Here is a 14,538-nt window from a genome sequence, read left to right on the forward strand (position 1 = left end):
CCCGGTGCGACAGGCGGGTACTATCCGCCGATCGATAGGCGTCGAGAATCTGTCTCGCATCGTCTGAGTCAAACGTCAGCAACGCAACCACCGCTTCTGCGGCCACCAATGGTGAGCGCGTGGCTTACTGCAGAAGGCCCCCCAACTCCGTAATAATTTTCAGATCCTTGCGTCGGGCCGCAGCGCGCACTGTCCGGATAGAGAAATCCAGGCACGGGTCGCGTATCAGCATGCCCAGGGTCGTTCACCGCCTACCGTGAAAGGCAGCTTCTGGCCCTGGCTTTGTGATACCCCAGACACGTCAGCGGATTGCTGCTTATAGAAAGCAAGCGGCGCAAATATGAAGTCGATTTTGACTATAACCGCCGTGACATAAGGTATTGCTCTTTCCCCCAAGCCTCAAAGCGATCCAGCACTTCCCAACCAAGCGTGGCGTAATAAGCGCTCTGGTTGTGAGTGTGCAAGTACAAGGTCGTGAAGCCAGCGCTTCTTGCATGGTCACAGATACCTTCGATCAACTGCGCCGCAAGCCCTCGCCTTCGCGCTTCAGGTTTGATGAAGACACACGCAAGCCACGGGCCCAGATCCGGCCGGTCAGCCAGGTCGTTACTGGCAAGCGAAGCGCCACCCAGCAACTCGCCTCGCTCCGTTGCGATCAGGCACTTCCAGCGGCCATCACGCTGTCCATCGGCGAACTCCTGTTGCCAGCTTGAAAGCGATTGCTGGGCAAATTCATAACGGAATTCTTGATAAAGCCATTCGGCCATGACGCCGCACTGGTCCATTTGTGTATCGAGCCAATCCACTCGCAGCATTTGCAACACTCCTTGTCTGTTTTTCCCGCCGATAGTAACCGCCGCTGGCAGCCAAATACTCACTTCAACTAGCATGGGACGCCAGGCAAAGACTGCCTGAGAGCACGCTCCTTCATGCGATTTAACATGACGTATCTCTCATGACTGCCTTCTACCTCAAGCTGTTCATCACACCTGCACTGATGCTGTTGATCTCCTTGGCTGGAAAGCGCTGGGGCGCCCAGATCGGCGGGCTGCTGTCGGGGCTGCCCCTCACCTCGGCGCTGGTCATGCTGTTTCTCAGCCTGGAGCAGGGAGAGACCTTTGCCTCCATGGCCGTACCCGGCGCCCTGGCCGGGCTGGCTGCGATCCAGGCGACCTACCTGTTTTACTTCCTGGTCACCCGACGCACTTCTGCGTTTAGCGGATGTTGTGCGGCGCTGGTTTTCTACGGCTCGACTGCGTTCGCGATGAGTCGTTTGGGGTGGCTGGCACTCTCTATCATCGCCACGCTGCTGCTGGTCGCGGTGATCATTGTGGTCACGTCGAAACAAGCACAGACAAAGGCAGCGCAGTATGTCCCCCTGCCCCGCTGGGTCATCCCGATGCGCATGGTGACGGCCACCCTGCTGCTCCTGGCAATCACGGCAAGCGCTGAGTGGCTTGGGCCGGTGGCCAGCGGGTTGCTGGCGCCGATACCGGTGATCGCCTGGCCGCTTGCCGTCTTCGCCCATGTGCAGGGCGGGCATCACGAGCTGGGCGCAATCGTGCGCGGCAATGCGATCGGGGCTGTTGGTGTGGTGGGCTTCTATCTGACCGTCAAGGTTTCGATTCTGCAATGGGGCGCCGTGCTGTCCATCACTACGGCCGTCATGCTGGCCGTAGTGATGACATTCATGCTCGCCAGGTTGCTGGCTGCACGGTAGCGGTTGCTTCAGGCCGGGGAAGGCGCCGTCAGCAGGTACCCGTCCAGCTCTTCGATCACGCTCATCGACAGCGTCATCTGTGCATCGATACGCGTATCCAGCGTCCCGATCATCTGCTTGTCTCGCTCAGCACGGACCACGCCGAACAGATCGATCTTGTCGAGCAGGTAGCAGACAAAGGTCATGCTCAGCGCGGTCGCGGCCCCCACCAGCACAGCCGTCAGCACAGCGGCAAAGGGTGCAAACAGGGGGACCCCGAGAATAAGCTTCTCGACCACCTCTTCCAGGGCCACGCCACCCACCACGACGCCGCCCGCAGCGAGCAACTTCAAGGCTTCATGTGCCGCCTGGGCGAAGGTCATGTCCTTGGGCGGGAACAAGAAGGTCTTGAGTGCCTTGAGCAACGAGAAGATCCCTTCGCGGATCATCCGTACCGCACGTTTGCCGGTGGTGACGAACAGGTTGATCATCACGGTCACGGCATTGGACACGAAGCCGGAAATGAAGCCGCCGCTGAAACCGTGCAGCATTTGCTCCCATCGCCCCGCTACCTTGACGCCCACACGCTTGAGGCGCTCGCCCAGTTCGGCAAGGATGGTGTCGCTCTGGCGGCCGTTGCGGAACAGGTCCTTGACCTCGTCCAGGGCGCCGCTGAACAGTTCGACCATGAGCATGCCGAAGGCCTGCTGGCTGCCCATCTTCAAGCCTTCGTTCATGCCAGTCTGGGCGGCGTGGGCGGTGTAGTAGGCGGCTTTTTCCGAGGTGCTGGGGGCGTGGCGGTCGGCAGCCGCCTGGCCGCGCTCCACTGCAGCCTCTACACGCTTGCGATCGATACCGTAATATTCTTCGTTGGTAACTTTGCGACCGCTCGATTGCTTATCCAGCCACACCAGCTTTTCATCATCATTCATCGAGCTATTGATGTGGCGCTGAGTGGATATTAGGTTCTCGGTATCCGTCCCGAAATCGGCGCGCTGGGTTTTAGACTGCATGTAGCCACCGTTCTGGTGGTATTTCTTCAGCGGAATGATGTGGTCGGGGCTGGTCTGATCGCCTTTGACCGTTTCACCGGTGTAGCCATCACGCAGATTCTGTTCTTTGTCCAGTTGGCCACGGGTAAACGTCGAACCCACCGATTTATCACCGCCCCCAGCGAATCGCTTGCCTTGGCTGTTCGCCCCCCTGTCATAGTGATCGCGGTTGTATTTTTCTTCGTCAGGATTGGCATAGATGTCCTGCCTGGCATTGTGAACGGTGGTCACATTACCCCCCTGCTTGTCGTACACCGCCAGGAACTTACCCAGCCCCAGTGGACCGGCAATGGCGCCGATAATGTCGCGCTGCGCCTTGGACAACAGCTCGTTCACCCGGGCCTGGTCGAATTCCTGCTCAAGCTCGCCGAGCAGCTCGCGAGCATCCTGGGGGGCGGCCTGCAGCGTGAAGCTCAACGAGGCGTGATAGTCCAGGCTGGCGAGACGTGCGCTGTCGGTCGGCCTGGCCAGCAGCGCCGCGACCTCTTCAGGGGCGGCAGCGGCGTGAAGCAGCGGGCGGTTGGCCAGTTGCTCGCGCAGGGCCTGTTGTTTTCTGAACTGTTCGAGCTTGCTCATCGGGCGGCTTCCTTACGCGGATTTCAGGCTGTTCCAGGCTTGCATGAAGGCCGCTTCCTGCGGGTGCACGGCATCGTCCGAGTGCACGACCAGGTTGATGATGTCGTCGAAAATGGACAGGCTCATGCCCGATTTTTTCGCCAGCTCAAAGGCTTCCTTCACGGTTGGCGGCTGCTGGTAGAGCGACTCGATTTTGGCTTTGATCGCCTCTGGAATGGCGCCGGCGGCGAGGCCGGTGATGAACAGCTCGATGTTGGCCCGTTCGTCTGCGGTGATATCGCCGTCGCATTGGGCGGTCGCGACAGCCACGGCGTTCAGGGCGATGATTGCATTGAAGTGTTCGCCGGCTGCCTTGAGGCTTTCCATGGCTTTTTCCAGGCGCTCTTTGAGCATCGTGATCTCAGCCAGCTGCTCGGCCTTGGCTTGCTTGACGCCAGCATCGAACCCGGCCTTGCGTGCTTCCTCGTCGCCGTCCATGTTCGCGGCCACCACGGCACCGGCAACGCCAGCGCCCACGGCAGCAGCGATAGTGCCAGCACCGGCCAGTGAGCCCAGCAGGCTGGCGCCACCGATCAGCGATCCGCCGCCGGTAAAGGGCGCTGCGGCGACGGCCCCCACGCCGATCGCGGCACCACCGAGCACTTTCAGGTAGTCAATTTCCTTCTCGCCGGAGACCACGTCGCCTACGTAATCGCGCGTGGCGTCGTAGCCGTTGGAGACGGTTTCGCGAGTCGCGTCGTAAGCGTCGGACACAGCGTAACCCACTGTTTCTGCCGCGTCGGACAGCGTCTCGGCAGTGGAGCTGTAGATATTGGAGGCTGTTTCGGACACTGTCTCGGCCACATTGCCGACCGTTTCGCGGGTGGCGTCATACGCATCGGAGACGGTATCGGCCACTTTGTCAGCCACATCGCTGACGGCGTCTTTTGCCGAGTCGTAAGCGCGAGACAGGGCGTCGCCGATAGACGAGAAAATAAAGGTGCAGCCCACTGCGTCGCGGGCCATCGGTTCGCACTCATGGCTAACCAGGTTGGCACCGAAACCTTGAGTCGATTGCAGGAAGATACGTCGATACATGAGCAGGCCATCCGTGGTGGACAAAAGTGCCTGCGATTCTCCATAGGGTGCGAGTGATGTCAATATGCCTGTAGTGGCATTTTAGAATGCCACTGCTCATGCGACACAAGGGCCCCGCCATTGGCCGGGTACCTACTCATACAGCCAGGGCTTCAACGCCTCCAGGTTTTTCACCACAATCTGCTGTGCCGAGGCCTTGGGCTCAAGCTTCTTCGGATCGATCTGGTAGCGCTGCAACACATAACCCACCAGCGCACACCGCGTCGGTATCACCAGCTCACCGTGCTCCATCCCGAAGTCGACCTCGATGATCGCCTTTTGCTCGGGCTTCAAACGCGAGTCCGGCTCGATGACCACATCGACCAGGGTGTTCCACTCCTCATCCTCGTCGATCAGGTGCTCGCTCATCCGCTCGAACTCCGGCGCCCCGCGGAAGCGGCTCAAGACAAAATCCCGATACTTGCGATTCTTCTCGCAATACGCCCGCACATGCCAACGCATACCCGTGTAGACCAGGGTGTGCGGCGCTATCAGCCGCATCTCCGGCACGGGGTTGGACAGCGACACATACTCGATGGCGATGACCTCGCCATTTCGGCAAGCCTTGAGCAGTGGCCGCAGCACTTGGGGACGAATCGTGCGGTCCGGCACCTCCAGTACCTTGGTATGCGCATAAGCCAGTGCCAACCCCTCCACATGCGGTGCCCGCGAGTGGGTCTGGTTCAGCAGCTGCAGATAGGCATTGGCACTGTCCTCGATGAACAGCGGGGTGAAGTGCTTGCCCGGTACATAACCCTTCAGCTGCTTGTCATATGTAAGGTTTTCAGGCGCATGCTCGGTGATGTAGGTGTTGATGTCCTTGGACGCTTGCTGGCGGCTGATGCCGAAGCTCTGCATCAGGTGGCCCGTGGTGAGGCGGCCTTCCCACCAGGCCACCGTTTCGATCAAGCGATAGCGAAGTGCCAGGTCCCAGCGGACCTGGTCGATCTCTTGTGTGCGTTTCATGGCCTGTCCATGTGCGTGGTTTGTTTACCTGTACAAGTCTACAATCTATACGTGTAATAAATCACTACATATCCTTTGGCTGTCTTCGTAACAAACGACTTAGCGAAAGGACTGAACATGACTACGACGGATGTGATTTCGGCAGTTGCCCTGGCGATGATGGTGGTGATTGCTGTGTTGCTGCTGGCCCACTATCTGAAGTTGCAAAAGCTGTGGGACACCATTGTCAGTTGCCGTACGACGTTGCGCTGGGCGCGCATTCATGCGTCGGAGAACAAGGCGCTTCGGTCGGCACTGCGTGCTGAGCGGGCGCATGTGGACCAGTTGCAGAGGAAGGTGACGTTGCTGGAGGAGTTGTTGCCCGAAGGCAAATGAATACTGCCCGCGGGTGCAGGCTCAAGGCTGGCACTCCCGGCCCTGAGCATGTAGGGAATTGAAGTCAGTCCACCGACCCGGCCTGCACCTCCTGCAGGAACGCCAGCAGATGCTCGTTGAATGCCTGCGGCGCTTCCTCCATCACGAAGTGCCCGCACTCAGGGATGACCACCCCGCGCAGCGATCGTGCGCGCCCCTTCAGCGTCTGCAACGGCGCATCGCCCGTGGCATGCTGCGCCCCGATCGCCAGTACCGGCATCTCCAGTTCGCGCTGGGCGCGCTCTGTGTTCTGGCGGATGGTTTCGGGGATCGCCCGGTAATACTCGAAGCCACCCCGCAGGCCACCCGGCGTCGAATAGGCGCGGATGTAGACGTCCGACGCCACGCTGTGACGGCGCACAGCCCAGAGGTCGAACATGAAGTTCAGATAGCCCTCCTCACGGCCGGCAATCAGGAACTCCGGCAAGTCGCGCAGCTGGTTGAACAGGAAGTGCCAAAGGAAGATGTTCTCCTGCGGCGCAACGAAGATCGGCGGCGCCGCGGCCAAGCCGGGAATCACGGCTTCGGCCACCGCCAGGCTCCTCACCGCCTGCGGCTGGTCGCTGGCCAGCGCATAGGCTACCCACATGCCCACGTCATGGCCGACCAGGTGGTAGCGGTCGTGGCCGAGCTGAGCCATGGCCTGGTGCAGCAGCCGGGCGATAGTGCCGGTGTCATAGCCCTGGGCCGGGCGATCGGAGTCACCCAGGCCCGGCGGATCGACGGCGATGGCCATGAAGCCGCGCCCGGCCAGCGCCTGCATCACATGGCGCCAGGCATACCAGGTCTGCGGCCAGCCCGGCACCAGCAGCACCGGCTCGCCCTCGCCCGCCACCACGCAATGGATACGCAGGCCGTCCACCTGCATATAGGAATGGGTGAACCCATTGACCGAAGAATCGAGAGGTACCGTCATGCGCCTGCCTCCTGCGTGTGCACGCCGAGCATCCGGCGAATCTGCCCGGCGTCGACCGGCGCGCCGGCAAAATCGTCGAACACCTGCTCGGTCACCCGGATGATGTGGCGGTTGATGAATGCCACGCCTTCGCGGGCGCCGTCCTCCTGGTCTTTCAGGCAGCACTCCCACTCCAGCGTCGCCCAGCCGGCATAGTCGTACTGCGCCAGCTTGGAAAAGATCCGCTTGAAATCCACCTGCCCATCGCCCAGCGAGCGGAACCGCCCGGCCCGATCGGCCCAGCCGCTGTAGCCGCCATACACCCCCTGGCGGGCGCTGGGATAAAACTCGGCGTCCTTGACGTGGAACATGCGAATGAACGGGTGATAGAGGTCCAGGTAGCCGAGGTAGTCCAGTTGCTGGAGCACGAAGTGGCTGGGGTCGAAGAGGATCCGGCAGCGCTCGTGCTCACCCACCAGGGCGTGGAAGCGTTCGAAGCTGGTGCCGTCGTGCAGGTCTTCGGCGGGATGGATCTCGTAGCACAGGTTGACGCCCTGCTCGTCACACACATCGAGGATCGGCCGCCAGCGCCGCGCCAGTTCCTCGAAGGCCGTCTCGATCAGCCCTTCAGGGCGCTGCGGAAACGGGAACAGATACGGCCAGGCCAGCGAACCGGAGAAGGTGCCCATGTCTTCCAGGCCGAGGTTGCGACTGGCCCGCGCCGCCAGCTTCACCTGCTCGATGGCCCAGGCGCTGCGTTCTGCAGGGTGCCCGCGCAAGGCCGCGGGGGCAAAGGCATCGCACATCGCGTCGTAGGCGGGATGCACCGCGACCAACTGACCGAACATATGGGTGCTCAGCTCACTGATCTGCAAGCCGCGCTCGGCCAGCCTGCCCTTGATGTCTTCACAGTAACCGTGGCTTTGCGCCGCTTGCGCGACATCGAACAGACGCGCGTCCCAGGCCGGCACCTGCAGGGCCTTGAAGCCCAGGCCGCTGGCCCAGTCGGCGATGCTGTCCAGGCTGTTGAACGGAGGTTGGTCACCACTGAACTGGGCGAGATGGAGACTGGGGCCTTTGAGGGTTCTCATACGATCGATCCTATTGTTTGTCGATCGACAAACAATAGGATCGATCAATGCTGGCCGTCAACCCCGAGTTGGATAGAATGGTCGCCCACCCCATTCAAGGCAGGCAGGCGATGGCAGGACGTCCCAGGGAGTTCGACAAACAGGAAGCGTTGCGCAAGGCGATGCGGTTGTTCTGGGAACACGGCTATGAAGGCACGTCGATGTCGATGTTGGTGTCCGCGCTGGGCATCGCGTCGGCGCGGATCTATGCGGCGTTTGGCAGCAAGCAGCAGTTGTTCGAAGAGGCTGTGGCGCTGTATGAATCGGCTGAAGGTGGCTTCGCCGATCGCGCCCTGGAGATGCCGGATATTCGTCAGGCGTTGGCGCAGATGCTCGATGCGGCTATCGGCACCTACACTCGGGCCGGTGAACCGCGTGGCTGTTTGGTGGTGAGCGCGGCCAGTGGTGTGGCGCCGGAAAATACCGGGGTTCTTACCTGGTTGTCCGGGCATCGTCTGCAGCGGACCGAGTCGATCATTTCGCGGCTGCACAAGGCCCGCGCTGACGGCCAGTTGCCTACCGATGCGGACGTTGAGGCATTGGGGCATTTCTATGCCACGTTCCTGCACGGGATCTCGGTGCAGGCGCGGGATGGGGTGTCGGCGGATGCGCTGCGTAGTGCCTGCAAGTGTGCATTGGCAGTGTTGCCGGAGAGTGATCGGCGATAGCTGGTGTTCAGGGGGCTGTGGTCGGTTCTGCCTAGGCCCCTCCCCTTGAATCTGCACTCCAACCTCGCTACCCTCCTCCTGTCGCTGTAAATCCAGCGACTCGGGCTTGGCGGCCCGGGACGAAGGCGCAAAGCGCCCCATTTTCACCATCGCAGGCGCTTTTTTTGTGCCCGCGATGCTGCTTTATGGCGGGCTGCGCATGGACTTCTTCGGAAGTGCCGGTTCCTTCGTACCGGTCCGCCAACCTTGCGTAGTCCGTCACCCTTCCCTGCTTGGCGGCAGTCGGTGGCGGATCCTTTAACTACGAAGGAGCACCACAATGACAAAGCCTGTCCCCGATCCCCCGTTTGTCACCAAAACCAGCACTACTTTCGGCTCCTGTAACAGCAGCCATGCCCCATTGTTTGCCGTCCGCACCGGAGTCTCGTCCGAAGACGCCCTGGTCCATGCCAGTGTCTTGCTGAGAAGCGCTTACCAGACCAATGCACAGGCCTGTGAGAAGGTCGAGCCTGATGTTCGTGGGCTGCTCTGGGCTACCCAGCATTCGCTGGAAATGAGCCTGGCGCTGGTGGAGGCGTTGCTGGATGAGGTGGAGGCGCGATCCACGACGGCGGCGTTAGTGCGTCGTGCTGGGCAGGTGGATCACGCTTCAGTTGAGTGATTGTTGAAGGTTGTGCCAAGGGCCGCAGGTGCGGCCTATCGATATGGAATGGCGATTTGAGCTGGTGTCCGGCGTTGGGTGGGAGGGCTGGGTGTTGCTTTGCGCCTGGGTTGCTAGCGATTGCAGACTGGCGACAGCGGCTGCGAGTTCGCGATGCAGTTCCGTGTGAAGCACAAATCTGGACCGTCTATTGCGCCCTGGATGGAACGTTTTCCTTTTTTGCTGCCCGTCATGACCGGCAGCAATCTTTCGACAAGGGAGCGGTCGTTCTGTAGCAGTCAATGTAATTTGAGCTCGACAAAAATACTGGCTATGCATACAGTAAAGGTATCGATCACTCTCAATGGCTCTGTTGACCGTTCGGGGAAAACGGGCGGCAGACCAATGGCCATTTGCAGGCCACCTCTGAGTCTCGTAATCTCACATTGATATTACTGAAACGGAAGTCGATCTGTGATCACGCTAAAAACCGCCATCATCCACAGCTTCAAGAAAATTGTTCATACAGATCTCGTTTCTGACGTGGTGAAAAAGGACGTTGTCCTCGATACACGAAACCCAGCGTTAGAGTCCCTTGTCGAAGGCATCAACGGCCTGATTGGTAAAGAAGGGAACAGTGTGGTCTACGGACAATTTGCAGACGACGGTCGCCAAGGCCCATTTCCCGATCGGTTTAGTGCATTCGTCGATGTCTGTGATGATGAGGCTGAATTTATCGCTTTAACCCATTTGGCCATGGATCAACTGGTCGAGCAGGCGAAGGATCAAACCTTGGCTACCGGCGGTCATATTCTCTGCGCGCAGTACACCTCAGGAGCTTCTGACTTCTTTCTAGTCGCCAGTATCAAGCAGCGTGGGGGCATTCAGCTCGATGAGAACTATGTGCCCAAAGCTATCCAGGAAGTGGACCTGAAGACTGTTCAGCAGGCAGCCAGGATCAACTTGGTGAAATTCGCGACGGTCACTGCCGCCGCCATGCTTGCTGCTGAAGGCAACGCAGTTGTAGATGCTGCGGACGCAGAAGAGGTTGATACGACCTATCTTTGCTTTATCAGCCGTGGCCGAGACAGCCAGGCGTCTGACTATTTTATCTCCGCCTTGGGATGTGCCAAAGGCGTGGCATCCGGCCGGGCAACCAAAAATGCCATTGATTACGTTGGTCGTTTCTTCCGCAACAATAAACAACTCAAGCCCTTTGCCTACAAGGCGAAAGAGGCGGTTGTCCGGTACTTGCAGGACCGGCTGGCGGATGGCAAATCTGCTCGGCTGGATGCGATCTGCCATGCGGCAATTCAGCACGTTCCACCTGATCTGGTCGATGAGATCGCAGGGCTGAAAGACTATCTCAACGACGAAAAACATCGAGTTCCTGAGGATTTCACCGTCAATCCAAAATCGCTGAAAGAGAAGACCAGGATTAAAGGCGAAGCTGCGAGCTGGTCACTTCAATTTGAACGTGGTGCTTTGGGGAAGGAGCCAAATTCCGATGTTTATTATGATGAGGGTCGTAAGAAGCTAACCCTATCTAACATGAACCAGGAGCTGGTCGATTTGATTGAGAAAGAGCTTCAGGCCAGGGTTGGGTAAACCATGTTCTCCAATGTCGTGGCCCTGTACCGGGCAATGGGAGCACCAGCCATCGAAGGTGGTGTAGCCTCCTATGATGGACCGCTCACTCCCGACATCACGGCCGCGCTGCAGGGATGCAAGGATTTGCAGCCCGAGTTTGGCAAAATCCAGCATCATGAAATAGTTGAAGGTGGTGCAGTAGAGATCGAACTCCGCCTACCCACGAATGAATCTGGCCGATTTTACGCGAACGTGAGCGATTTGGCACGTAATGGCTCACTGGGGAAAGGGCAGTTTCCACAGAATGTATACGTAGTTGACTTAGATTGGGCCGATTTCGACGGTGGCGAACCGACACAAATTAAAGGGCTCAGACGGGTCTGTAGGCTGATCGAACTTTTGGCGTTGTTAGCAATCGGGGTAGACAAGGACAGCAGTCCAGACACCTATAATTTGTTCTTCGCTTTGCCTCCCGATGGCGCAAAACCGCCCAGGACGTTTCTTCTGCCGACTGTGGTTGATGAAAATGTACTTGGGCATGAGCTCAGACACGTGAGTCTGCTAGAGGAGATCCTCAACCGTAAAAATGAAAACAAGGCTCACCTCTCAGAACGCAAGCTCATGATTCGGATGGCAATTGCCAGTGTAATTGAGAAGTTTGAAAGCGAGCCAAATCACTTCCTCGTAATTGTTCGCGAATGGAATGAGGTCCTAGCTACCTACCGTGCCAACTTGCAAACATACGTCTACAGTTTCTCATTCGAGAAGGCTCGACGTGAATTGGCACAGGCGGAAATTGACTACGGGACCAAGCTCAGCGGCGTGCTGGGGGACATTGCCGGAAAAATGCTGGCGCTCCCGATCTCTTTTGCTGGATGGGTAGCCCTGAACAACAGCACTTCTCCGTTTGAAGGATTCGTTTTGGTACTTGGTTTGATTGTCGTGTCGCTGGTCCTACTCGCAATCCTGCACAATCAGACGCTACAGACGAACCGCTTATTACATAGCTTCAATGTTGTTTTCGACGACTTCAAAGACAAAATCAAAACCTATCCCCCCAAGCTTCAAGGCCTGCTCAAAATTACAATTGAGCAAGTCGAAACGCAGGGGCGTACTTTGCGGCGCACCTTTCTGTTATTGCAGGGACTGGCATTATTACCCGGGGCCGGGGCGGCGCTATTGGCTCTCATAAAATATTGGGACTCGCTGCTATGGGTTGCTGTGACTGCTATTTCGGCAATTTCCGCAGCCCCTTATATTGATCCTATTTTTCTAAGTCCATAGGCGAGGCCTGCGCATGGCATCTCATGCATGCATCAACGGAAACCCCGCTACGATCTAACTTAGCGACAATTCATGGACTAGCTGTGTTTTAGAAATTCGCTCCAGCAGAGGCCTCCCTACTAAGGTTAACTTATTGATACGAGCTGATTAGTGTATTGAACAGTTCATCAATAGAGGGGCCGGCCTCATAGCCTGCGCCTCTACTTTCTTTCCAGATTTCATACGCATGTGCGGACTGCTCGTCATGATAAGCCTCAAGCTCACCAATTTTCTCTGCAATCCATGCGCACTCCGAAGACACATCGACCTCTATTGCTTCGCTTAAAGCAAGTACATCTTGCTCTAAAGATTCGCATTCAGATACTGAGCCCATTTCAGATAGCTCTTCTCTGAAACTGTCATCTAGGTATTGTTCTATCGCCCTTGCAAGCAACTCTGAGCGGGAGGCGCTAGGGCGCTTATCAATAATGCTTAAAAGCGAACACAGTTCATTTGATCGAGCACCATTCAATGAATGATTTAATAAAGTGTCGATGATGAAGTCCAGATAAAACTCTTTATCCTTGGCGGAAATGGCATTACCTTTGTAAAGCTGCTTGAATACATCTGTCCCGCTAACAATATTTGGTACCGATTGCACCCATGAGCTTGATAGCACTTCAAGGGCTTCCAGCGCAATCGCTTGCATGCGCTGGGAAACTATAGATGACGCTATTTGTAATACTGTGTCGGTTCGACTTTCCAGGGAGTTAGAGTAGTAATAGAAAGGCTCAGAGTTGTACGTAACAGCCGCAGGGGCCTTAAGCAGTCTTTCGACTGTTTGTGCTAGCCGATCAGATTCGCGTAAAAGACAATCAAAAATCCTTGTACTTTCTTCTGCTTTAGCAAACACCCAGATGCGTCGGAGTTGAGGGAAATATTCAGCGGCATCTATTAGGTCTATTAAATTGGAAGTATCCTGTCGAACTACTTCGTTCAGCATATCTAGAACAGAGGGATTAATAAACTCCAGCTTAGCGCCCGGCCTTATAAAAGACCCATTCACCTCCGCTAAAGCCTTGCGCCAATCAGACGGCTGGGTGCGGAATCCATAATGGTCTGATCGAATGCCGTGAAGGGTATTGTAAGACCTCTCCAAATTCCTCAGATCAGTTTTACCGCCGCATAGATATAGCGCTAAAAGCACGCTTCTAGCTGCGTCACTAATCTGGTTTTCATACGCGTGCGACCATATCTCAGCAGGATTTTCTAACAAGTTTTTTACGAAGTCTTGATATTTCTCCGAGGGAGCCGATTTAACTCTATGATAGGACGACAGCCATTCTATAAGCCGAGGATTAAATTTGGCATGCTCTACGATTGTTGTGTAGAAGCGATCTTTTAGCAAGGCTGACACATAATCTTTCGGCAGCTCACTAAAATATATGTGATTATATAAAATTAGCGCCCGCTGATGCTGAGTGTAATCAGATATCTCGAGAACGCAGTGCCTGTCGATAATGGTAGAGTGCTTAAGCTTCTCAGAAATTGCTATCGCTTGCCTCAGGATATGTTCGCGAGTGGTCAGTATAAGAACTGAATTCGGGGAGCTCTGCACTAATTCAATAAAGTCCAGAATCTCTCTGTCTTCATTTCGTGTAAAAGATGAGCCGCTCTCGCCAAGGAATGTGGCTCCTATGAAATCATCATAGTAAAAAATCTGCTTTTTGCCTTTTTGATAGCGCTCTCGGCCACTCCGGAAGCCATCCACGATTGATACTACTTCGTAACCCTGCTCAAGGTAATTGAATAGCAGCATTTTAGCCAAGCTGGTTTTTCCAACTCCGGGCGCACCGGAAATGATTGCGACATGCTCTTTATCCAACATTTTCAAAGCTCTAGGGAATGCGGCACTGCTTACATAACGCTGTATATCCCTGTGAACACGTTGCGCATCGAACTCGCTTTGCGTTAGAGAGGCGTTGTGGATGACGCGATCTAGAACAACTTTACTTGCCAGCCACAGCTTGTAGTGCGTCATCTCGACACTGGGAAAAATAGTGAGGAGGTTATTCAAATCGTCTCGACCGACAATGTCAGCAGAGGAAAGTAATGGGTCGAATAGTTTCGCGATGCTTAGCTTATTTTCCGGAGTCAACCCAACTGAAGTTACTAAAATGTAGCGCGTCGGATTTAATTTTTGAGCTTTTATGCTTTCTTTGCTAAGGCTGCTCAACAGCCCCGTAAATCCAGTGCCGCTGTAGTGTTTGCATTGCACTATTGTATTCAGGGACGCGTGTGCGATACGGAAGTCAATCCCGCCATCTCTTCCAGACTTAAAAGATTCTAAAATTATCTGATCCCGTGCCTGGATGAGGTCTCGAGCAAGCTCCTCAAAGTCATTAGGGGAAAGCTGTTTGAAATCATAGCTAGGCATTATTAGCGTCCGTCCAGCCGGGCTTATTCGCATTGCGAATATTGACATTATATCTTGAGTACAACCTTCGTTTACTAGAAATGAAAATTTCT

General features: G+C 56.3%; 13 protein-coding genes. 6 read left to right on the plus strand and 7 right to left on the minus strand.

The window, feature by feature from the left end:
- Positions 1-356 precede the first annotated feature (356 nt).
- Positions 357-815: a GNAT family N-acetyltransferase gene (locus tag M2D63_RS00310; protein ID WP_285860677.1), complete on the minus strand. Its 459-nt coding sequence runs from the start codon at positions 813-815 to the stop codon at positions 357-359.
- A 140-nt stretch (positions 816-955) separates the two neighbouring features.
- Here M2D63_RS00310 and M2D63_RS00315 point away from each other — a divergent pair, with 140 nt between their 5' ends.
- On the plus strand, positions 956-1,720 hold the full coding sequence (locus M2D63_RS00315) for a hypothetical protein (protein WP_285860678.1): 765 nt from the start codon (positions 956-958) through the stop codon (positions 1,718-1,720).
- A gap of 8 nt (positions 1,721-1,728) precedes the next feature.
- On the opposite strand, the gene M2D63_RS00320 is transcribed toward M2D63_RS00315, so the two are convergent.
- The 3 genes from M2D63_RS00320 to M2D63_RS00330 form a co-directional block, all read right to left on the minus strand.
- A complete protein-coding gene (locus M2D63_RS00320) occupies positions 1,729-3,327 on the minus strand; it encodes a hypothetical protein (RefSeq protein ID WP_285860679.1) in 1,599 nt (532 codons plus the stop codon).
- A gap of 12 nt (positions 3,328-3,339) precedes the next feature.
- Complete coding sequence (locus tag M2D63_RS00325) at positions 3,340-4,404, minus strand: hypothetical protein (RefSeq protein ID WP_285860680.1); 1,065 nt, start codon at positions 4,402-4,404, stop codon at positions 3,340-3,342.
- A gap of 132 nt (positions 4,405-4,536) precedes the next feature.
- The gene (locus tag M2D63_RS00330; protein ID WP_285860682.1) at positions 4,537-5,409 is read right to left on the minus strand and encodes a WYL domain-containing protein; all 873 of its coding nucleotides are present in this window, start codon (positions 5,407-5,409) and stop codon (positions 4,537-4,539) included.
- Between the two features lie 117 nt (positions 5,410-5,526).
- Between M2D63_RS00330 and M2D63_RS00335 the strand changes: the two genes are divergently transcribed.
- A complete protein-coding gene (locus M2D63_RS00335) occupies positions 5,527-5,784 on the plus strand; it encodes a hypothetical protein (protein ID WP_285860683.1) in 258 nt (85 codons plus the stop codon).
- Between the two features lie 64 nt (positions 5,785-5,848).
- Here M2D63_RS00335 and M2D63_RS00340 read toward each other — a convergent pair whose 3' ends face one another.
- Both M2D63_RS00340 and M2D63_RS00345 read right to left on the minus strand, forming a co-directional pair.
- Entirely contained in the window at positions 5,849-6,739 is an 891-nt protein-coding gene (locus M2D63_RS00340) for an alpha/beta fold hydrolase (protein ID WP_285860685.1), read from the minus strand.
- The gene (locus M2D63_RS00345) at positions 6,736-7,809 is read right to left on the minus strand and encodes a sugar phosphate isomerase/epimerase (RefSeq protein ID WP_285860687.1); all 1,074 of its coding nucleotides are present in this window, start codon (positions 7,807-7,809) and stop codon (positions 6,736-6,738) included. The genes M2D63_RS00340 and M2D63_RS00345 overlap by 4 nt, the downstream gene beginning before the upstream one ends.
- A gap of 47 nt (positions 7,810-7,856) precedes the next feature.
- Between M2D63_RS00345 and M2D63_RS00350 the strand changes: the two genes are divergently transcribed.
- The 4 genes from M2D63_RS00350 to M2D63_RS00365 all read left to right on the plus strand — a co-directional run bounded on the left by M2D63_RS00350 (position 7,857) and on the right by M2D63_RS00365 (position 12,030).
- Entirely contained in the window at positions 7,857-8,516 is a 660-nt protein-coding gene (locus M2D63_RS00350) for a TetR/AcrR family transcriptional regulator (RefSeq protein WP_285860688.1), read from the plus strand.
- A 319-nt stretch (positions 8,517-8,835) separates the two neighbouring features.
- Entirely contained in the window at positions 8,836-9,177 is a 342-nt protein-coding gene (locus M2D63_RS00355) for a DUF6124 family protein (protein WP_285860689.1), read from the plus strand.
- Positions 9,178-9,630: 453 nt separating this feature from the next.
- Positions 9,631-10,764 (plus strand): nucleoid-associated protein, encoded by a 1,134-nt coding sequence (locus tag M2D63_RS00360; RefSeq protein ID WP_285860690.1) that lies wholly within the window; start codon positions 9,631-9,633, stop codon positions 10,762-10,764.
- 3 nt (positions 10,765-10,767) lie between these two features.
- Entirely contained in the window at positions 10,768-12,030 is a 1,263-nt protein-coding gene (locus M2D63_RS00365) for a hypothetical protein (protein WP_285860691.1), read from the plus strand.
- A 130-nt stretch (positions 12,031-12,160) separates the two neighbouring features.
- Here the strand turns inward: M2D63_RS00365 and M2D63_RS00370 are convergent, their stop codons facing one another.
- Positions 12,161-14,446 carry a restriction endonuclease gene (locus M2D63_RS00370; RefSeq protein WP_285860692.1) on the minus strand — a complete coding sequence of 762 codons (2,286 nt, stop codon included), beginning with the start codon at positions 14,444-14,446 and terminating at the stop codon, positions 12,161-12,163.
- Positions 14,447-14,538: the final 92 nt, after the last annotated feature.

Origin of the sequence: Pseudomonas sp. BJa5 (assembly GCF_030272875.2) — a bacterium.
Classification (GTDB): domain Bacteria; phylum Pseudomonadota; class Gammaproteobacteria; order Pseudomonadales; family Pseudomonadaceae; genus Aquipseudomonas.

Excerpts from the sequence above, each read along its gene's own strand:
- M2D63_RS00320 (WP_285860679.1), bottom strand. The coding sequence starts at position 3,327 with ATGAGCAAGCTCGAACAGTTCAGAAAACAACAGGCCCTGCGCGAGCAA.
- M2D63_RS00355 (WP_285860689.1), top strand. The coding sequence starts at position 8,836 with ATGACAAAGCCTGTCCCCGATCCCCCGTTTGTCACCAAAACCAGCACT.
- M2D63_RS00310 (WP_285860677.1), bottom strand. The coding sequence starts at position 815 with ATGCTGCGAGTGGATTGGCTCGATACACAAATGGACCAGTGCGGCGTC.
- M2D63_RS00365 (WP_285860691.1), top strand. The coding sequence starts at position 10,768 with ATGTTCTCCAATGTCGTGGCCCTGTACCGGGCAATGGGAGCACCAGCC.
- M2D63_RS00330 (WP_285860682.1), bottom strand. The coding sequence starts at position 5,409 with ATGAAACGCACACAAGAGATCGACCAGGTCCGCTGGGACCTGGCACTT.
- M2D63_RS00315 (WP_285860678.1), top strand. The coding sequence starts at position 956 with ATGACTGCCTTCTACCTCAAGCTGTTCATCACACCTGCACTGATGCTG.
- M2D63_RS00345 (WP_285860687.1), bottom strand. The coding sequence starts at position 7,809 with ATGAGAACCCTCAAAGGCCCCAGTCTCCATCTCGCCCAGTTCAGTGGT.
- M2D63_RS00370 (WP_285860692.1), bottom strand. The coding sequence starts at position 14,446 with ATGCCTAGCTATGATTTCAAACAGCTTTCCCCTAATGACTTTGAGGAG.
- M2D63_RS00335 (WP_285860683.1), top strand. The coding sequence starts at position 5,527 with ATGACTACGACGGATGTGATTTCGGCAGTTGCCCTGGCGATGATGGTG.
- M2D63_RS00350 (WP_285860688.1), top strand. The coding sequence starts at position 7,857 with ATGCTGGCCGTCAACCCCGAGTTGGATAGAATGGTCGCCCACCCCATT.
- M2D63_RS00325 (WP_285860680.1), bottom strand. The coding sequence starts at position 4,404 with ATGTATCGACGTATCTTCCTGCAATCGACTCAAGGTTTCGGTGCCAAC.
- M2D63_RS00340 (WP_285860685.1), bottom strand. The coding sequence starts at position 6,739 with ATGACGGTACCTCTCGATTCTTCGGTCAATGGGTTCACCCATTCCTAT.